This is a genomic window from Halorussus amylolyticus (assembly GCF_004143485.2).
Taxonomy (GTDB): Archaea; Halobacteriota; Halobacteria; order Halobacteriales; family Haladaptataceae; genus Halorussus; species Halorussus amylolyticus.
Genome location: NZ_RXOB02000022.1, coordinates 50,187 through 69,751 on the forward strand (window position 1 = coordinate 50,187; position 19,565 = coordinate 69,751).

Annotated in this window: 16 protein-coding genes; 5 read left to right on the top strand and 11 right to left on the bottom strand. The window is 68.1% G+C overall.

All coding sequences use genetic code 11. The features are described 5' to 3' along the window. Window positions 1-31: 31 nt before the first annotated feature. The 4 genes from EKH81_RS16435 to EKH81_RS16450 are packed head-to-tail and all read right to left on the bottom strand — an operon-like array spanning window position 32 to window position 4,059. Entirely contained in the window at window positions 32-1,378 is a 1,347-nt protein-coding gene (locus EKH81_RS16435; protein ID WP_132060420.1) for a nucleotide sugar dehydrogenase, read from the bottom strand. Next, window positions 1,375-2,376, bottom strand: coding sequence for a Gfo/Idh/MocA family protein (locus EKH81_RS16440; protein WP_202935180.1), 1,002 nt, complete (start codon window positions 2,374-2,376; stop codon window positions 1,375-1,377). The genes EKH81_RS16435 and EKH81_RS16440 overlap by 4 nt, the downstream gene beginning before the upstream one ends. Beyond that, a complete protein-coding gene (locus EKH81_RS16445; protein ID WP_132060422.1) occupies window positions 2,366-3,454 on the bottom strand; it encodes a DegT/DnrJ/EryC1/StrS family aminotransferase in 1,089 nt (362 codons plus the stop codon). Before EKH81_RS16445 ends, EKH81_RS16440 begins: the two co-directional genes overlap by 11 nt. After that, on the bottom strand, window positions 3,451-4,059 hold the full coding sequence (locus tag EKH81_RS16450) for an acyltransferase (RefSeq protein WP_132060809.1): 609 nt from the start codon (window positions 4,057-4,059) through the stop codon (window positions 3,451-3,453). Before EKH81_RS16450 ends, EKH81_RS16445 begins: the two co-directional genes overlap by 4 nt. A gap of 497 nt (window positions 4,060-4,556) precedes the next feature. On the opposite strand from EKH81_RS16450, the gene EKH81_RS16455 reads away from it, so the two are divergent. Next, entirely contained in the window at window positions 4,557-5,117 is a 561-nt protein-coding gene (locus tag EKH81_RS16455; RefSeq protein ID WP_132060424.1) for a DUF7344 domain-containing protein, read from the top strand. Window positions 5,118-5,135: 18 nt separating this feature from the next. After that, window positions 5,136-6,443: a phosphoglucosamine mutase gene (gene glmM, locus EKH81_RS16460; RefSeq protein WP_132060426.1), complete on the top strand. Its 1,308-nt coding sequence runs from the start codon at window positions 5,136-5,138 to the stop codon at window positions 6,441-6,443. Window positions 6,444-6,470: 27 nt separating this feature from the next. Here glmM and EKH81_RS16465 read toward each other — a convergent pair whose 3' ends face one another. The 4 genes from EKH81_RS16465 to EKH81_RS16480 form a co-directional block, all read right to left on the bottom strand. Further along, the gene (locus EKH81_RS16465; protein WP_132060428.1) at window positions 6,471-6,698 is read right to left on the bottom strand and encodes a hypothetical protein; all 228 of its coding nucleotides are present in this window, start codon (window positions 6,696-6,698) and stop codon (window positions 6,471-6,473) included. Then, complete coding sequence (locus EKH81_RS16470) at window positions 6,685-6,879, bottom strand: hypothetical protein (protein ID WP_132060430.1); 195 nt, start codon at window positions 6,877-6,879, stop codon at window positions 6,685-6,687. The genes EKH81_RS16465 and EKH81_RS16470 overlap by 14 nt, the downstream gene beginning before the upstream one ends. 220 nt (window positions 6,880-7,099) lie before the next feature. Then, complete coding sequence (locus EKH81_RS16475; RefSeq protein WP_132060432.1) at window positions 7,100-8,119, bottom strand: lipid II:glycine glycyltransferase FemX; 1,020 nt, start codon at window positions 8,117-8,119, stop codon at window positions 7,100-7,102. Window position 8,120: 1 nt separating this feature from the next. Next, window positions 8,121-9,755 carry an alkaline phosphatase family protein gene (locus EKH81_RS16480; RefSeq protein WP_238392222.1) on the bottom strand — a complete coding sequence of 545 codons (1,635 nt, stop codon included), beginning with the start codon at window positions 9,753-9,755 and terminating at the stop codon, window positions 8,121-8,123. A 238-nt stretch (window positions 9,756-9,993) separates the two neighbouring features. Between EKH81_RS16480 and EKH81_RS16485 the strand changes: the two genes are divergently transcribed. Continuing rightward, window positions 9,994-11,550 carry a hypothetical protein gene (locus EKH81_RS16485; protein ID WP_132060434.1) on the top strand — a complete coding sequence of 519 codons (1,557 nt, stop codon included), beginning with the start codon at window positions 9,994-9,996 and terminating at the stop codon, window positions 11,548-11,550. 359 nt (window positions 11,551-11,909) lie between these two features. After that, window positions 11,910-13,559, top strand: a complete 1,650-nt coding sequence (locus EKH81_RS16490; protein ID WP_132060436.1) for an alkaline phosphatase family protein — start codon at window positions 11,910-11,912, stop codon at window positions 13,557-13,559. Between the two features lie 15 nt (window positions 13,560-13,574). Here the strand turns inward: EKH81_RS16490 and EKH81_RS16495 are convergent, their stop codons facing one another. Genes EKH81_RS16495 through EKH81_RS16505 form a run of 3 tightly spaced genes read right to left on the bottom strand, consistent with a single transcriptional unit; the run spans window position 13,575 to window position 16,728 of the window. After that, window positions 13,575-15,032 carry a right-handed parallel beta-helix repeat-containing protein gene (locus EKH81_RS16495; protein WP_132060438.1) on the bottom strand — a complete coding sequence of 486 codons (1,458 nt, stop codon included), beginning with the start codon at window positions 15,030-15,032 and terminating at the stop codon, window positions 13,575-13,577. A gap of 44 nt (window positions 15,033-15,076) precedes the next feature. After that, window positions 15,077-15,679 carry a metal-dependent hydrolase gene (locus tag EKH81_RS16500; RefSeq protein ID WP_132060440.1) on the bottom strand — a complete coding sequence of 201 codons (603 nt, stop codon included), beginning with the start codon at window positions 15,677-15,679 and terminating at the stop codon, window positions 15,077-15,079. A 32-nt stretch (window positions 15,680-15,711) separates the two neighbouring features. Then, a complete protein-coding gene (locus EKH81_RS16505) occupies window positions 15,712-16,728 on the bottom strand; it encodes a DUF1616 domain-containing protein (RefSeq protein ID WP_132060442.1) in 1,017 nt (338 codons plus the stop codon). Between the two features lie 428 nt (window positions 16,729-17,156). On the opposite strand from EKH81_RS16505, the gene EKH81_RS16510 reads away from it, so the two are divergent. Then, the gene (locus EKH81_RS16510; protein WP_162224661.1) at window positions 17,157-19,469 is read left to right on the top strand and encodes a PKD domain-containing protein; all 2,313 of its coding nucleotides are present in this window, start codon (window positions 17,157-17,159) and stop codon (window positions 19,467-19,469) included. Window positions 19,470-19,565 lie beyond the last annotated feature (96 nt).

The following is a 19,565-nucleotide window of genomic DNA, read 5'->3' on the forward strand; positions in this document are numbered from 1 at the left end:
GGTCCGCCGCGCGCTCCTCTGTCGGCCCATCTCATCCGCTCCCGATGGTGTACACCCGGTGGTCGGTCCCGTCCAAATCGAGGCTCCCCCTGCCGTCCACCACGACCATCGGGTCGAACCGCTCCCACTCGATTCGGTCGAACTCCTCGTGGGGCGTCACCACGACAGCGGCGTCCAAATCGCGGTCGGCAAGCGACTCCTGGGCGACCATCTCGGCGTCGAATCCGTCCGCGTCGTCGAGCATCGGATCCACCGCGACCACCTCCGCGCCCATCTCGGAGAGGTGGCTGGCGATGGGTCCGGCGGGAGTCGCGCGAGTCTCCTCGACGCCGGGCCGGTAGGTCAGTCCGAGGACCGCGACCGTGGCGTCCTCGGGGGACTTCCCCTCGGCGTCGAGTTCGCGGGTCAGCGTCTCGACTGTGAACCGGGGCATCGAGTCGTTGACCTCGCGGGCGGTTTCGAGCAGTCGCGTCTCGGCGTCGAACTCCCCGATGACGAAGTAGGGGTAGTACGGGATGCAGTGGCCGCCCACGCCCGGTCCCGGCGCGTGGATGTCGCAGAAGGGCTGGGTGTTGGCGGTCTCGATGGCCTCGTTCACGTCGATTCCGAGGTCGTCGGTCAGCGTGGCGAGTTCGTTCGCGAGCGCGATGTTCACGTCGCGGTACAGGCCCTCGAACACCTTGACGGCCTCCGCGGTGGTCGCGTCCGATGTCGTCAGCACCTCGTTGTCGGTGAGGTGGTCGTAGACGAGTCGGGCCGCGCGCGTGCTCTCGTCGTCTACGCCGCCGACGACCTTGGGGTAGGCCCCTCGGATGTCTTCGAGCGCGCGCCCGCTGGCGGTCCGTTCGGGGCAGAACGCGAGTCCGAAGTCGTCGTGGCCCGCCGCCTCCGCGAGTAGGGGCGCGAGCACGTCCTCGCAGGTCCGGGGCGGAACCGTACACTCCACCAGCACGAGGTCGCCCGGCGCGAGTCCGGACCCGATGTCGCGCGCGACCGACTTCAGGATGGAGAGGTCCGCCGACTTCTTCTCGGTGATGGGCGTCGGCACGATGACGACGTGAATCGAGGCGTCGGCCGCCGCGCTCGCGGGCGTGTCGGTCGCGCGAAGCGCGCCCGACTCGACCGTCTCGCCGACCAACTCGGGCAGGCCGGGTTCACGCTCGACGTGACACTCCCCGTCGTTGATTGTCTCGACGACCTCGGGGTTCACGTCCGCGCCGACAACGTTGCCCGACACGTCGGCGAACACCGCGGCCAGCGGGAGGCCCATCTTACCGAGACCGTACACCGCGACGGGGACCTGCCCCGAGAGGAACGCCGCGCGCTGGTCGCGCTCGGGCGCGTCGCTTCCGTAGAGTGCGCTGACCTGCAGGCTCACCGCGCGCTCACCTCGGTCTCCTCAGACTCGGGCGACCCGGACGCCGCAATGCGGTCGATTCGCTTGGCGACTTCGAGGACTCGAAGCCCGTCCTCGCCCGAGACCACCGGCTCGGTCCCCTCGACCGCGGCCGAGACGAACGCCGAGAGCTCGTTCTTCAGGGGTTCGCCCGTCTCGACCGTGGGCCGCTCCACGATGCTCTCGTGGCGGTAGCGCACGTCGCCGTTGTCCTCGATGTACTCGGGGAGCGAGTGGCGGTGAATCTCGACCGACCGGTCGATGTAATCGACGTTGACCCGGCAGTCCTCGGCGGTGATGGCGAGCGTTCGGACTCGCTCTTGGGTGACCCGGCTCGCGGTGAGCGACGCCACGGTGCCGTCGCCGAATCCGAGGTTCGCGGTGGCGTACTGATTGCCCCTGACGCCGTGAGCGTTCACGGCGTCGGGCGTCTCGTCCAGAATCGCGAGCACCACGTCGATGTCGTGAATCATCAGGTCGAGCACCGCGCTCTGGTCGAGCTGTCTGCCCTCCGGCGGCGGGCCGAGTCGCTGGGCGTCCACCGCGATGATGTCGAGGTCGGCCACGATGTCCGACAGCGCCCGGACGGCGGGGTTGAACCGCTCGACGTGACCGACCTGCACGGTCACGCCAGCCTCGTCGGCCCGGTCGAGGAGTTCGCGGCCCGTCTCGGCGTCCTCGACGAACGGCTTTTCGATTAGCACGTCTACCCCGTGGTCGATGCACTGGTCGGCGATTTCGGCGTGAAACGGCGTCGGAACCGCGACGGAGGCCACGTCGGCCGCGGTCAGCAGTTCGTCCAAGCCCATCGCGAGCGTGCCGTGGTCTTCGGCGACGTCGCGCGCGGCGTCGTCGTCCACGTCGTAGACGCCGACGAGGTTCGCGTTCGGAAGCTCGCTGTACACCCGGGCGTGGTGGCGGCCCATGTTTCCGACGCCGATGACGGCGGCGTCCGCGACGGAGGAGGATTCAGCGTTCATAGTCGAGTATTGCGGCGGCGATGGTTCTGAGATTCTGTTCGGTGACGTTCGGGTGAATCGGGAGCGAGAGCGCCTGCTCGGCGGTTCGCTCCGCGACCGGTCCGGCGTAGTCGGTGTCGGCGTAGGCCGACTGTTCGTGGATGGGCGTCGGGTAGTAGACGCCCGTGCCGACGCCCGCATCTTCGAGGTAGTCGGCGAGTCCGTCGCGGTCGTTCGCGCGAATCGTGTACTGGTGGTAGACGTGTCGCCTGTCGTCGGGTTCGGTCGGCGTCACCACGTCGGCGTCGGCGAGCGCGTCGGTGAGGTACGCCGCGTTCGCGCGCCGGGATTCGTTGTACGCCGGAAGCCGCTCCAACTGGACGCGACCGATGGCGGCCGCCATCGAGGTCAGCCGGAAGTTGTGGCCGACCCGTTCGTGCCGGTAGCCGCCCTCGGGCGGTCTGCCGTGGTTGATGTAGCTCCGGGCGTTCTCGGCCACGTCGTCGCGGTCGGTCGTCACCATCCCGCCCTCGCCCGTGGTCATGTTCTTCGTGGGGTAGAACGAGAAGCACGCCGCGTCGCCGAGCGACCCGACCGTCCGACCCCGATACGTCGCGCCGTGAGCCTGTGCGGCGTCTTCCACGAGCGCGATATCGTGGGTATCCGCGATTTCGCGTAGGCGGTCCATCTCGGCGGGAAGCCCGTAGAGGTGGACCGCGAGAATCGCGGCCACGTCGTCTTCCCGGCGAATCGCTTCCTCGACCGCGGTCGGGTCGAGATTGTAGGTGTCGGGGTCGATGTCCGCGAAAATCGGTTCCGCGCCCGCAAGCCGAATCGCGTTCGCGCTCGCCACGAACGAGTACGGCGAGGTGACCACCGCGTCGCCCGCGCCGATATCCAAGGCTTCGAACGCGGTGTGGAGCGCGGTCGTCCCGTTCGAGGTGGCGACCGCGTGGTCGGTCCCGCAGAATGCGGCGAACTCGGCTTCGAATTTGCGGACTTCGGGGCCGTCCGCGAGCATTCCGGATTCGAGAATCGCATCGACCTTCTCGCGCTCGCGCTCGCCGAGTTCGGGGTCCGCGATGGGAATCTCACTCATGCGATTTGATTCCCTCCGTCGAGCGGTTCGGGGAGCGGGCGATGCTCGGCGGGCGCGCCGATTGCGAGCGTCTCGGGCGGCACGTCGTCGGTCACGACGGCCCCGGCCGCGACGAACGACCCCTCGCCGACCGTCACGCCCGGCAAGAGAGTCGCGTTCGCGCCGACCGAGACGTGATTATCGAGCGTCGGGCCGTCGAGGTCTACGTCCTGCCGAATCGGGTACGGGTCGTTGGTGAGGACCGCGCGCGGGCCGACGAACACCTCGTCGCCGACGGTGGTGTCGGTCGGGACGTACACGCCGGTCTGGAGGCTGACGTGCGAGCCGATTTCGGTCGTCCCGTCGATGACGGTGTCGGTGCCGACCACCACGTCGTCGCCGATGGCGGTGTCCTCGCGGACGAGGACGCCGTGGCCGGTGGTGAAGTCGTCGCCGATTTCGACGTCGCAGTAGACGATGCTCCCCGACCGAATCGTCGCGCGGTCGCCGACCACTGGCGGGTCGGCGTCCTCGCGGTGACGGTGGCCGACCGTCGCGTCGGGCGCGACCTCGCAGTCGTCACCGAGTCGCGGGTCGAGCGAGCGTTCGGTGGGTGCGTCGTTAATTCGAGAATCGTCGGTACGCGAGTCGCTGGCGCGCGAATCGTCGGCGGGGTCGGTCCTAGCCACGGACGACCACCTCCGACGCACGCGCACGGGGAACCGAGCGAGTCGATAGCGGAATCATAGTGGGTCAGTCGATTTGCCCGGACGAACCGCCGGAGCGGACCGGGCGTTATCCCGACCATGCCCTGCGCGCCTCTTTGTTATACGCCGCTTGGGAGGTCGGTAGACGCCTCCTATCGGCGCGCTATCGGGTGGATACGGGCGGTGTGGGGTCGCTATCGACTCCGACGAATCGCGAACCTGACCGGTCGAACCGCAGAGACGATTCGGCGAGTCGGGACCGCGTACCATCGGATTACCCCCGAACAGTACGCGGGTAACAAAGTGCCAACGCTCCGATATCGAAGGTATGCGGCGGTCTCACCTGCGTTCATCCTTCCACTCCGGTGGCTCAGACGACGTATCGCCCGCGACGACCGGCCAGCAGCCACGGGGATATGTCCCGCGCTGAACAGCTCTCTCAGGACGAGGTGTTCGAGGTCCTCAAGAGTCCTCGCCGCCGGTACGCGCTGTACTACCTCCGGCAGGAGGGCGGCGAGACCGACCTCTCGGACCTGACCGAGCAGGTCGCGGCGTGGGAGAACGAGACCACGACGGCGGCGTTGACGACCGAACAGCGAAAGCGGGTGTACATCTCGCTCTACCAGACCCACCTCCCGAAGTTGGACGAGGCCGACATCGTGGAGTACGACCGCGACGAGGGCGTGGTCCGACTCGGCGACCGGGCCTCGGACCTGAATCTGTACCTCGGCGACGTGAGCCGCGAGGAGTTCCCGTGGGACCGCTACTACCTCGGACTCGTCGGCGTGAGTTCGCTGCTGGTCGCCGCGGTGTGGCTGAACATCTACCCGTTCGGCCTGATTCCGGGACTCGTCCTCGCGACCATCATCCTCGTCGCGTTCGGCGTCTCCTCCATCGTCCACTTTCTGAAGTACAGGCGCGGCGGCGAAGTCGGCACGCCGCCTGAACTCAGCAGAGCGAACGGACAAGAACACTGACGACAGAGCACGATTCTAATGTTCGGAACGAGCGGCATTCGAGGCGAAATCGGCGAATCGGTCACTTGCGACCTCGCGCTCGACGTTGGTCGAGCGCTGGCGAGCGAGGGGTATCAAAACGTCGTCGTCGGGCGCGACGCCCGCGAGAGCGGGCGGATGCTCGCCGACGCGGCGACCGCCGGACTCCGGGAGTGCGGCGCGGACGCGATTCGCGTCGGCGAGGCAGCCACGCCCACGGTCGCCCGGAGCGTCGAGTGGCGCGACGCCGACGCCGGACTCGTCGTGACCGCGAGCCACAATCCCCCGCAGGACAACGGGCTCAAACTCTGGAACCCCTCCGGACAGGCGTTCGACGAGGCACAGCGCGAAACGATTTCCGCGCGCGTACGCGACCAAAACTTCGACCTCGCATCGTGGGACGACCTCGGCGAGGCGACTCGATGGGACGGCGCGACCGACCGCCACGCCGAGGCGCTCGTCCGGGCCGCGGGGTCGGGCGACCGCGCTATCGTCGTGGACGCGGGCAACGGCGTCGGCGGCGTCACTGCCGACGCGCTCCGGAATCTCGGTCACGACGTGCAGACGCTCAACGCCCGTCCGGACGGTAGTTTCCCCGCGCGCCCGAGCGAACCGACCGCCGAAAACTGCGCGACGCTCTGTGAAGTAGTCGCAGCGACCGACGCGGACCTCGGCATCGCCCACGACGGGGACGCCGACCGGATGCGCGCGGTCACGGCGACCGGCGAGTTCGTGTCGGGCGACCTCCTGCTCGCGGCGTTCGCGCGCGAGGCCGCGAACCCCGGCGACAGGGTGGCCGTCCCGGTCGATACCAGCCTCGCGGTCGCCGACCTGCTCGAAACGCAGGGCGTCTCAGTCGAGCGCACGCGCGTCGGAGACGTGTACGTCGCGGAGGCCGCGACCGACTCGGGCGTGTCGTTCGGCGGCGAACCCAGCGGCGCGTGGATATGGCCGGACGAGACGCTGTGTCCTGACGGCCCGCTCGCGGCGTGTCGGCTCGCGGAATTGGTCTCGCGGCGCGGGCCGCTCGGCGACCTCGTGGCGGAAATCGAGACGTACCCGCTCCGGCGCGGGAGCGTCGAGACCGAGCGGAAAGCCGAGAAGATGGAGCGGGTCCGCGAACGCGTCACGAGCGAGTACGACGACGTGGACACTCGGGACGGCGTTCGCGTGGAGGTGAACGACGGGTGGTTCCTGATTCGCGCCAGCGGGACCGAGCCGATAGTTCGAGTGACCGCGGAGGCCCGGCGCTCGCGCCGGGCCGACGCGCTGTTCGCGGACGCCCGGCGGATGGTCGAATCGAACTGAGTCCGTCGAGACTGAATGGTCGCCGACTCAGATTCGGTCGGCGACGTTACAGACCGAGCAGGCGTCGGCCACGATGAACGCCTCCTCGCGGAGCAGGTCTTCGTTGTCGGGTAGAAACATCAGGTGGCCTCGACCGTCGTTGCGGGCGCGGATGACCTCCCAGTCGGCGAGGGCGTAGCCGAGGTCCTCGGGTTCGGGGTCGCGCGGGACGTTTTGCCATCGCTCCGTTCCGGTCTGGGCGTTACTGTGTGCCATCGCGGACCTCCAAGTCGGCGGTCGTTTCAACGGGGGTCGCGGTGTCGGCGGAGACCGCGACGGTCGCGGTTCCCGTCGGCCTCGGAGGTGTCGGAATCGCACCCGCCAGCGCGAGTGACGACCGATGGTCGAGGAGAGAGAAGTCGGTGCCGTGTTCCCGTGCCGTAGCGTCGCGTGCCATGCAGTTCTCAATGCGCTGTTACCGGCTCAAAAAGGTTCCGACTTTCGCTCAATGTGGCAATACTAATTTAAGTTTAATGGCCGTCCGGAGAACTGTCCACCGAGATGTTCGGAACGACGTGCAACGCTCGAATCGACTTCCGAAACGGTCCCAGACCGGAAAGTAACGGCTCGTTTCCCGGTTTACGGGCCGGTTCGAATCGGCATGACGCTTTCGAGGGCTACCGGAACTTCTTGTAGACGCTCGACAGCGCGTTGGTGACGCGCGTGCCGTTCTCGACGCTGTAGTACGACCGGAGTTCCGGCCCGAACTTCGCCTTGTACTCACAGAGGCGCTGCTCGTTCGCGCCCACGAGGTCGTAGCGTTCGAGGCCGCGGTCGATGGCGTCGGTCACGATGGCCCAGTCCACGAGGTCGTTGACCGGGAGGTCGCGGTCGTGTTTCGCACCGCCCTGCCACCGGTAGACGGTGTCGCCGAACTCCAGTGCGACCATTCCGCCCGCGATTTCGCCGTCGATTTCGCAGGCGTAAGGCCGGACCGCGCCCTCGGGGAGTCGTTCGTAGAGTTCGGTCACGAACGCGGGGGTGACGCCGTAGGACTCGTCCTGCTCGCGGTGGCGCTCGCGGACCTGCGAGACGACGGCTTCGATTTCGTCGGGACCGCCCTCGTACACCCGGAAGTCGCCGTCGGTCCGGATGTTGTTGCGGGCGTCCGAGGAGAACGACATCAGCACGTCGTCCGCGCCGGGCGTCAAATCCACTTCGTAGGTGTGGCGCACGGTCACGTCGAAGTCGCTCCACTCGAACGGGCGCACGTCGCGGTACGAGGGGTCGGGCCGAATCTGGGTGTACTTCGGGCCGAGTTCGCGCTCGACCCAGTCGAGACACCCCTCGACGAACAGCCTGTTTCGGCGCTCTGCCTTCCGACGCTTGAGTTTGGCCTGATTCAGGAGCGCCGGGCCGAGGTACGACACCCACAGCCCCGGCGCTGGCGAGAACGCCATCGTCATCCCGCCTTTCCGGGTCTCGAACACCGGGAGGACGCCGACCGGCTCCTGGCCCTTGTAGCCGACGAGCGGGTGAAGGCGGGCGTCGGCGTGTTCGGCCTGCACTTCGAGCGCCTCGCGGTAGTGGAAGACGTTGGCCTGGGGCGACCGCTCCACGAAGTCGTTCCACCGCTCCAAGTCGTCTTCGTCGGCGCGTGCGATACTGATGCCGTTCTTCTCGATTGTGACGCTCATGTTATTCGAGGTATCCTAAGTCCGCGAGTCGCGCTTCGACGTCGCCGTCGTTCGTCTCCACCTGCGCGTCGGCGTCGAACTCGGGGTACGACTCGGTGCCGGTCGATTCGACCGCCGGAAGCACCGACCCGTCCATCCGGTCGCCCGCCGGGACGCCGAGGGTCGCCAGCACCGTCGGGGCCACGTCGAACAGGTGCGCGCCCGAGATGTCGGTGTCGGCGTCGATGCCCTCGCCCGCGAGCGCGACGATTCCCTCGCGCTTGTGGTTGTAGGGTTCGGTCGGCGGGCCGAACGTGCCGTCGCCCACGCGCGTCGAGAGGAACTGGTCGAAGTCGGCCGGAATCGTCACCACGTCGGGCGCGCTGTCCACGTACGGTCCCGAGAACACCTCCTCGCGGCGGGCGACCCGCTCGAACGCGGGCCGCCCGTCGGGCGTCTCGACGCTCGACAGCATCGCCACGAGGTCGTCTCGAATTTGGTCGTAGGCCTCGGGCGGAACCACTCCGTTCGGCTCTCTGCCTTCGAGATTCACCCGGACGCCGAGTTCGATTCGGTCGCGCATGTACGCGACCGACTCCGGAAAGTCCACCTGCTCGGCCGCTGCGCGCGCCACGTCATCGGGCACGCGCTCGGCCACGAAGTCGGCGAGACCCACCGCGTCGAGCGCGGCGTGGATGCGCTGGCTCGTCAGGCCGACCGAGGCCCCGGCCGAGAGGCCGCGCGCGACCAGACTCGGGTCGCGCGCGGCCTCTCCCTTTCCGGATTCGCCGTTCCGAAGCTGATTCGCGGCGATGGTGGACCACGCGGGCATCCCCTCGCCGCCTTTCTTTGTCTCGACGAGGCCCTGCTCGCGGAGGAACTCGTTGACCCGGAACTCGTGGCCGTCGTACTCGCCCATGCCGTGGTCGCTCACCACGAGGACAGTGTCGGGGTCGCAGGCGTCGAGTATCGCGCCCACCTGCTGGTCCACCGCCTCGTAGACCGCCCGGACTTTCCCGTCGTCGCCGGGGAACTCGTGGAACACGGTGTCGGTCTGCTGGAACTGGACGAAGCCGAACTCCGGGTCGAATCTGTGGGCGAGGTAGCGAAACGCCTCGCCGCGCATCCGGACGAGTCGGCGGTACCACTCGACTTTCTCGTCGCCCGACGCATCTCGTGGCGCGTACACCCGGTACTCCCCGATTTCGTCCCGAATCTCCGAGAGGAGTCCCTCGGGATGGCAGTCGGGGTTCTCGGGCGCGGTGTAGCCCGGAACGACCGCGCCGTCGATTTCGCGGGGCGGATGGGTGACCGGCGCGTTGACCACGACGCTCGACAGGCCGCGCCGGTCGAGAAGTTCCCAGAGGGTCCGCTCGCGGACGTGGGAGGCGTTCACCACGTCCCAGTCGTAGCCGTCGAACGTCAGAAACCCGAACACGCCGTGCTTGCCGGGGTTGACGCCGGTGTAGAGCGACGGCCACGCGCTCGGGGTCCACGGGGGAATCTGCGACCGGAGTCCGGCGTCGGCACCCCGGTCGAAAATTGATTCGAGTCGCGGGAGCGCGCCGTCCTCGAACAGGGGTTCGAGGACGGACCGACACCCCGCGTCCACCCCCACTACGAGGGTCTGCATCGTCGTCTGCGGGCGGTCAGCCATGTACCGGATATCGCACACGTCCGGCCTTTGTTATGGGGCGTCTGTCGTCCGACAAATCCCTCCTACCCGGCCGAAAACCGGGTATGCTCTCGTTACCGCGCCGACTTCGAGCGGTAACGGTCGCTTACGTTCGACCGTTCCGACCGTTCCATCGACGGCCAATAGACTTAAATCGGTAAGCTATCATTGAAATTGAATCGGCAGGTTTTTAAATGGAGACTATTCTATTGAAAATCGCATGGCACGCGACAAGACGGCAGGCGAGAACGATTCGGAGACTTCGCTCCTCGACCGACGGTCGTACCTCAAGCTGGCGGGTGCGGCGGCGGCGTCGGTCGCGGCAGTGAACGTATCGAGCGGTTCGGCCGACGCGGCGGACTACGAGACCATCGAAATCCCCGCTGGCGAGCGACGGACCTTCAACGTCGGGTCGGGCGAGACGTTCGAGAACAAAATCATCGACATCTCGGCCGACGGCGCTCACTTCAAGCTCATGACGAGCGGGAGCGGGTGGACCGTCCGGAACATCGGGGTTCGCGGCGAGAACAACGACCGCTCGGACACGTTCGCGTGTTTCTACTGTCGCGCCGACAGCGGCGGCGAGGGACTCGTGGAGAACGTCTACATGGGCGACGGGTCGGTCGACCGGTGCGGTCACGCCGCCTTCTCGGGATACGGCAACGCCGGGCACGTCACCCTCCGGAACGTCCACGTTCAGGGCTGGTCGGCCGACGGCATGTACCTGAGCCAACCCGGCGTCCCCGGAAACTCCGGCGGCACGTTCACCATCGAGCGCGCGTTCGCGAAGAACAACAACATCGAGAACATCCGCATCGGGACCGAGGGGAGCGAAATCCGCGACTCCGTGGTCCACGTCGAGGGCACCGGCGCGGTCACCGCCAACGAGTCGGGCCAGAAGAATCCCCGCGGAATCTGGTTCAAAGAGGAGAGCGGCCTGCTCGCCCGGAACTGCGACGTCCAAGTGTCGGGCGCGGACGCCGTCTACGGCGGCGGCGGCCAGAACGGCGGCGGAACGCTCCAAAACTGCCGGGTCGAAGGCTCCATCCGGGGCAACGTCACCGAGGAGAGCGTTTCGGGGTCGCCCGACATCACGCCGCCCGACAGCGTCCCGATGTCGGCCGAGGAAGCCGCCTCGGGCGGTTCGGAATCCGGCGGCACCACCCAAGCGCCGACGACCGAGCAGGAGTCCGACGACTCGGGCGACTCGGACGGGACGGTCCTCGAACTGATTTCGGCCGATGGCACCGAGAACGTCGGCTACGCGTTCACCGTCGAGGGCGACGTGTCGAAGCACGAGTCCTCCGACGGCCACGCAGCGAACGACAACGACACTATCACCGACAACGGCGACGGCACCGTCTCGGTCGACGGACTCTCGGGTAACAGCTACGGTGACGCCTACCTCGTGAACGGCACCGTCACCGCGATGGAGGCCGACGAGTCCAACTGGACGCTCCGGTACGGCGGCGAGGAGGTCACCGCCGCCGACCTGACCGACGCCGGTGGGTCCGATGGCGACTCCGAATCCCTCCCCAAGAAACTGGTCATCGACGGGAGCAACCGCCCGCGGGGCGCGACCACCTACACCTTCGAGGTCGATGGCGAGGTCGAGAAGAGCGCCGAACTCGGCTCCATCAACGCCTTCGACACGGCCTCCGACGGCGAGATTTCGGGCCGCGTCGTCGGCGGAGCAGACGGCTACCGCTTCTCGGGCACCATCGTCGGCTTCGAACTCGACGGTCCCGCGAACGTCCGCGTCGAAAACGGCTCCTGATTCGATTCCGTTCCAGAGAGAACGCGAGTTCGCGTTCTCTCGGTTCGCCGATTCGCCGCGCTTTCCGGTGACTGTTACTCACTACCCTGTTCGCTTGCCCCGCGACAGCGTAGCGGGAGCTACGCTGTCGCCTTCTAACCATATTTCAGTTGTCGCTTTTAGCTCGCCCACCGACCGACTCGCGCGTAGCCCGCCCTTGTCCGAGAATCGCCCCGGCCTGAACCGCCGAAGGCCGGGCATAACAATGGGTCTCGCGGCCGTTTCGTCGTTCGACAAGAGGAAACGATGTCTGCACACACAGTTCGACCGCCAGCGTGCGCGCGACCCGAGACGAATCGGCTCGCTTCGGAGGTGCGTCGATGACCGACCGGACCGTACTCGTCGGATTCGACGCGCTCGATTTCCGGTATCTCGACGCCTTCGAATCGTCGCTCCCGAACTTCTCGGCGCTCCGCGAGGAGGGGGTCGAGGCCCCGCTTCGCTCGACGTTTCCGCCGTGGACCGGGAGCGCGTGGCCCTCGATGTACACCGGAACCGACCCGAGCCACCACGGCGTCTACGGCTTCTTCCACCACACCGAGGGCTACCCGGACGACGACGAACTCGTGACCCGCAATCGCGTCCGACGCCCGGCTATCTGGAACTACCTCGACGCGACCGACGACCCCGCGGTCGCGCTCAACGTCCCGGTCACGCATCCCGCCGAGTCCATCGACGGCGCGCTCGTCCCCGGCTACCTCGCCCACGAGGACGACGCCGGACACCCCGAGGGCGTCCGCGACGAACTCTCGGACGCCATCGGCGAACCCTACACCATCTACTCGCGCGGCGAGACGAGCGACGACAAGGCCGAGAAGCGCGCGGGCTACCTCGACCTCATCGACCTTCGGGCGAGAGCGGCAGAGCACCTGCTCGACGCCTACGACTGGAAAGTCGCGGTCGTGCAGGTCCAGAAGACCGACGCGGTGTTCCACAACTTCGACGACCGCGAGACGTTCCGCGCGGTGTACGAGCGCGCCGACGACCTGCTCGGTCGGGTCCGCGACGTAGTGGACGACGACACGAACGTCGTGGTCTGCTCGGACCACGGCATCGGTCCCGTGGACGGCTACACGGTGTACCTCAACGAGGTCCTCCGCGAGCACGGCTTCGTGGAGACGACGAGCGACGCCTCGAACCCGACGCTCGCCACAGAGAAGTCCGCGCTCACCGGCGAGGGCGGCGGCGGGGAGTCGAGCGCGGACGGGACCGGTACCAAACCGACAGCCACTGCGCGCGCGGTCTCGGCCGCGACGACCGCGCTCGGTGCGGTCGGAGTCACGCCCGGTGACGCCTACGGCGTCGCCAAGCGAATCGGCGTGGACGACCTGCTCACGAGCGTCCTCCCCGACGAGGCAATCGCGGCGGCGGGCGAGAGCGTCGATTGGACGGCCTCGGCGGCCTACTGCCGAACCGCGGAACTCGGGGTCCGGATAAATTTGGACGGCAGGGAACCGAACGGCGTCGTTCCGGCCGACGACTACGAGCGAGTCCGCGACGAACTCGTCGAACTCCTCTCGGCGCTCCGAACCCCCGACGGCGACCCCGTCTTCGAGTGGGTGAAACGCCGCGAGGAGGTGTACGACGGCCCGTTCGCCGAGCACGCGTGCGACGTTCTCTTCCTCCCGACCGAGATGAACCACGTCGTGAGTCCGTCGCTCATCGGCCAGCGGTTCGTCCCGGTCGCGGACCACGACCACAAACTCGACGGCGCGTTTCTGGCGGCCGGTCCGGCGTTCGACGCCGACGCCGACCTCGACCGCCTCTCGCTGACCGACGTCGCGCCCGTCGCGCTCGCGTCGGTCGGCCGCGACGTGCCCGAGCGGATGACCGGGTCGGTTCCCGAGGGTCTGCTCGAACGCGACCACTCGCGGGTCGCGTACGGCGACGTGCCGTTCGGGAGCGACGCCGAGGCGACCGAAGACGACGGTTCGGTGGAGGAGCGACTCAGCGACCTCGGCTACCTCTAAGCTGACTCGGCCTGATTAACAGGACCCGTTTCTCCGATTTCCGTTGGTTCTCACGTTCGCGTCTCGGGTGGTAATCGTCCGACCGCTCACGGCGATGAGCGAGTCGCGCACTGCACACCCCTCGGCGTCGGTGACGAACACGCCGTCTCTCGACCCCGAAGCGTGACGGATGCAGATGTTCTCGAACGTACAGTTGTCGCGCCCGCTCGCCCGAATCGCGGCCCCGCTCGACGCCGACCCCTCGATACGGACGTTCCGGCAGGTCACGCCCCAGTTCTCGGGGAGGCTGTTCATGCTCGGCATCGTCTGGCCCTCGATGCTATCGACCGGCTTCCGGACGTGTATCGCTCGCGCGCTGGCGTCGGTCCGAACCCGGGTGTTCTCGACGGTCGCGCTCCCGAACTGCTGGCCGACGACGATGGCTCCCGAGCTGTACGTCCCCGTCAGGTCGGTGATGGCAACGTCGCAGTTTCGGATTCGGACGCTCGCGCCCTCCTCCATCCAGATGCCGCGCATGTTGGGCTTGCTGTCGGGTTGTCGGGGGTCGTCCACGCGAACCGTCACGCCTCGAACGACCGCGCCCGAGGGGCCGCCGCCGACTCGGACCTGGTCGATACCGCAGTTTGCGTAGTAGCCGCCGACGACTTCGAGCGGCCCGGAGTGGGGCGAGGCGTACAGCCCCTCGGCCCAGTGCTCGACCCGACAGTCCCTGACGACGAGCGTGCCGACGCTCTTGGGGAAGGTGTAGATGGCGTTCCCGGCGGTCGAGCCGTCGGGGAGCCTCACGTTCTCGAACAGGAGTCGGGAATCGGGGTCGGCGACCGCGATTTCGAATCCCCCGCGCGGGACCTGTCGGTGGCCCCGAAGCGCCACGTCGCGGACCACGTTGTCGCCGCCGGTCACGGTGATGTAGTTGACCGGCGCGGTCTCTTGGGCGGTGCAGTCGAGCGTGAACCCCGTGAAGACGAGGTCTCGAAGCTCGTCCCACATCAGCCAGTAGTCTTGCTTGCCATCCGGCGGGACCAGCACCGCGTCGTCGCCGACGACGCCGACGTTCCGGTAGTCCACGACCCGCCACCCCCGGAGGCGGTACCGGCCCTCGGGGAAGTAGAACAGGGTGTTGTCGGCGAGGTGCTCGTCGAGGACCGCGTTGACGGGGTCGCCGCCCGAGGTGTCAGCGCCCGCATCGGCGACGTTCACGACGTTCTCGAACCGATCGGTGGTCTCGGGGTCGATGTCGTCTTCGCTCTCAGTGGTTTCTCTGGCCTCGGTCGTGTCCGGGGTCGTGGCGTCCGTCGTCGGAGTCTCGGTCTCTCGGCGGGTGGTTTCGGTCGGGTCGGGGTCGCGACCCCACTCGCCGCATCCCGCGAGCGTGGCGGCGACGGCGGCCGCGCCGACCGCCCGGAGATACGAGCGTCTCGCGGACGAACTCTCGTCTCGCTTCACGCCCGGCCCTTGGCACGTCGAAACCATTGTTATGGGCGTCCTGTTCGGTATAGGCCGGCTCTTCCGGTGGCCTACGGCACCTCCTCGTCCGGAACCGACGCCGTTTCGTCCTGACCACGAGCGAACGCGGTTCGCACGGGCGGCATTCCGTCGAGGACCCAGAGCAGGGCGACCGACGCCAGCAGGCCGAGTTCGACCGCGACGTACGCCGAGAGCTGTCCGGTCAGGACCTCGTTCAGATACCGGCCGAACAGGTACCCGACCATCTCGACGAACCCGATGCTCGCCTCCGACTCGGGCGCGGGCACCACCGGCCAGAACAGGAAGCCGACGTTCGCGCGCCCGCCCAATAGCATCGGGGAGACCACGTCGCCCGGCAAGTGAGCGAGGTAGCCGAATCCGAACGCGACACCGACTCGCCGCCGACCGAGCGCGGCCCCGACGACGACCGCGAGGGCCGACGCCGGAACCGCGAAGAACACCGAGTGTGCCAGCGAGTGGCCGCTCGGTAGGACGCCCAGCGCCCACGCCAGCGGTTTGTCCACGAGGTCAGGGAACTGGGTTCCGACCGCGAGCGCGATGACCGCGGCTCCTCGCGGCGCTCCGGACCCGAACGCGCGGGTCGAGAGCGAGTACGCGACGTATCCGACGGCGAGGTGTTCCCAGGGCCACATGAGAGTTAGCGAGCGCGAGTCACGAGTCCGTGCTACTCGGTCACGTTCACCCAGACGTGAACGTGTTCGTCGGCGTTCTCGGTGCTCGGGTCGTCGGGCGGATCGCCGTCGTACACCAGGTACGCGAGCCGAAGTTCCTCGCCGGTCATAGTCGGAGTCACGTCGTGGCGCGTTTGCCACGACTCGTTCGGGCCGACCGTGGGGGTGAACCGCGCGAGGTCGCGGTCCTGTACGACGCGCGCGCTCCCGTCGTCGGCCTGCCGCACGCGCTGGAGTTGCGCGACGACGGTGTACTCGACCGTCTCGCCCTCGTGATTGTCGAGACCGACCACGATGGGCCTGCTCTCGCTGGTGGTGAAGTTCTGCGGGTAGTCCTCGGCGACCAGTTCGCCCGTCTCGTTCTGCGACAGCAGGTAGGCGTCGGTGTACGACTGGTCGGGACCGGGTACGGCGACCGCGAAGCCGACCGTCGCGAGCGCGACCACGACCGCGAGCGCGAGACCGACGTTGAGCGCGGATTCGCCGAGCGAGCCGCCACGAACTCCGCGCCGAGCGTCGGCGACCCACGCCCGGACCGGGAGCGAGAATCGGCGGTCGGCGGGCCGACGCGCCCGCCGAACCGCCGCGACGACCGCGCACGCGACGACGAGCGCGGCCACCGAAAACAGGACGGTCGCGGGCGCAATCGGCCACGGGGAGGCCGCGAGCGCGATTCCGAGGACGGGCAGGAGCGCGACGCTCACCCCGAAACCGAGCGCGGCGCGTTCGACCATGCCGAGACCGTGGCGTGGGGCGTCCGCGAGCGTCCAGTCATCTGGCGCGTCGTCGGGGGTCGCACCGGGAAACAGCGCCGAGACCAGCGCGTAGCCCGGCGCGAAGAACAGCAGCGGGAGACCCATCGCGACCGCGACCGGGGTCCGGTAGACGCCGGGCTGAGACAGCACGACGGCGGCGACTGCGACGTAGCTCACCAGCGCCAGCAGGTCGATTGCGACCGCGGGCCGGGTCAGGCGCTCTAGCCACGTCTCGGCGGCGGTGTCGAGGCTCATCGCGGCGTCGAGTTCTCCCGTCGCAGTGTCCGCGATGGACGCGACGAGGGCGGTGCTACGGCTCCCGTTCGGTGCGAACGCGCGGCGTCTCGGCGACTCATTGGCGTGGCTATCGAGGGATTGGCACTTTGTTATCGGCCGTCTGTCTCGGGCTACGCCCGGCCTACGACCGGAATCCCGACGCCGACGCCGGGGTCGGTCGTCCCCGGAATTTCGCCGACTGTCGCGCTCACACCGGGATTCAGACGCCGCCTACGCTCGGCTCAGCCGCCACATAACAAAGGCCCGAACGCTGGCATACCGAGAGTAACGTTCGCTCCGGCGGCGCTCCGTCGGGGAGAGCTGGAACAACGCCCGGATACTCCGGGGAAACGTCAGATTACCATGGGATTGCACGACAACGCGAGCTTCGACCGGAGGTATCGACCATGACGAAAACACTCCTGAGCGTCCTGCTGGTGGTGGTGGCCCCCCCCCCCCGGGGGGGGGGACGGGCGGGCGGGGGGCGGGCCGCCGGCGCGCCCCCCGCCGCCGGGTCGGTGGACGGTCTCCATTCGCTCGACGAGACCACGCACGGAGCGGACGCGCTCGATGGGTCGAGCGCGTCCGCACAGCCCATCGACGTCAACGATTCGGAGCTTCCGGAGCGGTGGAACGCGACGGTCGGCGGCGACGGCGACGACAAGCTCACGACCGGCGTCAAGACCGACGGCGGGTATCTCGTGGTGGGCTGGACCGACTCCGGCGCGAGCGACGACGCCGACGACGGCTACGCCGCGATGGTGGACGAGAGCGGGCAGACGACGTGGGAACGGAGCTACGGCGGGTCGGGCACCGACCGGCTGTTCGACGTGGAGGAAGTCGAGGACGGCTACGTACTCGCCGGATTTACGAGCGGAGGCGACGCCGAGCGCAACGCGTGGACGCTCAAAATCGACGACTCGGGCGACACCGAGTGGGAGCGAACCTACGGCGACGACGACCGCTCGGCGTTCTGGTCGCTCGAGACGTCGGGCGACTCGATATACGCGGGCGGCTGGCAGAAAGAGGGTAACGCCGAGGCGCTGTTGATGGAACTCGATTCGGACGGCGACGAGGAGTGGAGCCAGACGTACGACACGCTCCGGTCGGGGTCCGACGAGTACCTCAACTCCATCTTCGTGACCGACGGCGGCGACCTCCTGCTCACCGGCACTATCGAGAGCGATACGTACGACCCCTCGGACGGGTGGGTGCTGAAGGTCGATAGCGAGGGCGACGAGAAGTGGAGCGAGGAGTACGGCGGCACCGACGTAGACCGGGTCCACGACGCCGCGGCCGCGCCCGACGGCGGCTTCGTCCTCGCGGGCAGAACCGCGAGCCATGCCGACGGCGAGCAGGACGGCTGGCTCCTCAAAATCGACGGCTCGGGCGAGACTGAGTGGGAGCGGACCTACGGTTCGGACAAGGACGACGCCTTCTACGGCGTGCTGTCGGCCGACGGCGGCTACGTCCTCACGGGCGCGAAGCACAAACTCGGCGACCGGGGGGCAGACGGCTGGATGGTCCGGACCGACGGCGACGGCAAGAAGCAGTGGGACCGGACGTTCGGCCAGCAGTACTGGGACAAGTTCTGGCCCGCCATCGACGGCCACGGCGGCGGCTACCTCGCGCTCGGGGACACCACCAGCTACTCCGAGAATCAGGACGGCTGGCTCGTCCGGGTCGGCGGCCCCGCCTCGGCCGCGATTCAGGACGCCGACGAGAGCGAATCGGGAACGACCGTCTCGCTCAGGGACTCGCCGGTCCGGTCGGTGACGCTCCCCGAATCGAACGTCTCGGGCGTCCTCACGGTCTCTGAGCGCGCGGACCTCTCGGACCTCTCGCCGCCCGGCGACCCGGTGTACGCCGTGGACGTGACCGGTCCCGAGTCCGCGGCCAACGACTCCGCGACCGTCGAACTCTCGGTGCCGACCGAGGACCGCGACGCCGACGACCTCAGAATCGCGCGACAGACCGCCGACGACTGGGACGTGCTGGAGACCGAGGTCGTCTCCGAGGACAACGAGACCGCCGTGCTGTCGGCCGAGACCAACGGCACGAGCACCCTCGCAGTGACCGAAGTCGCGGCTCCGACCGCCGAAATCGGCGGCGACGAGGTCGTGACGGTCGGCGAGTCGGCGAGTCTGAACGCGGACGAATCGAGTGCCGAGAACGCGACCCTCGAACGCTACGAGTGGTCCATCGACGGTGAGACCGACGACGGCGAGACGACCGACGTCAGCTTCGACGACCCCGGCGAGCGCGAGGTGTCGCTGACCGTCACCGACTCGGCGGGTCTGCGCGACACCGCGACCGCGACGCTCGTGGTCAACGACCGGCCCGAAGTCGATGTCGAGACGCCCGACTCGCTCGAAGTCGGGAGCGCGGCGACCTTCGCGGCCGACGTGACCGACGAAGTCGGCGAGACGACCGTCACGTGGCGGTTCGGCGACGGCGAAGTCACCGGCGAGTCGGTCGAACACAGCTTCGGGTCGCCCGGCACCCACACCGTCGAAGTGGTGGTCGAGGACGAGTACGGCGCGACCGCGACCGAAGAACTCTCGGTCGAAGTCGCGTCGCAGGGCGACGAAGATGCGGAGCCGACCGACACGACGACCGACGACACCGACCAGACGAGCAGTCGGGTGCCCGGATTCGGTGTGACCGCCGCAGTCGTCGCGCTCCTCGCGGCCGCGCTCGTCGCGCGACGACTGACGTAGCGAACCGTTCACATTGCACACCGTTTCATCCCGACCTCGCACACCATTTCACCTCGTTTCGCGCGCGCAAGCGCCGGGAAACGACGGCTTACGGCC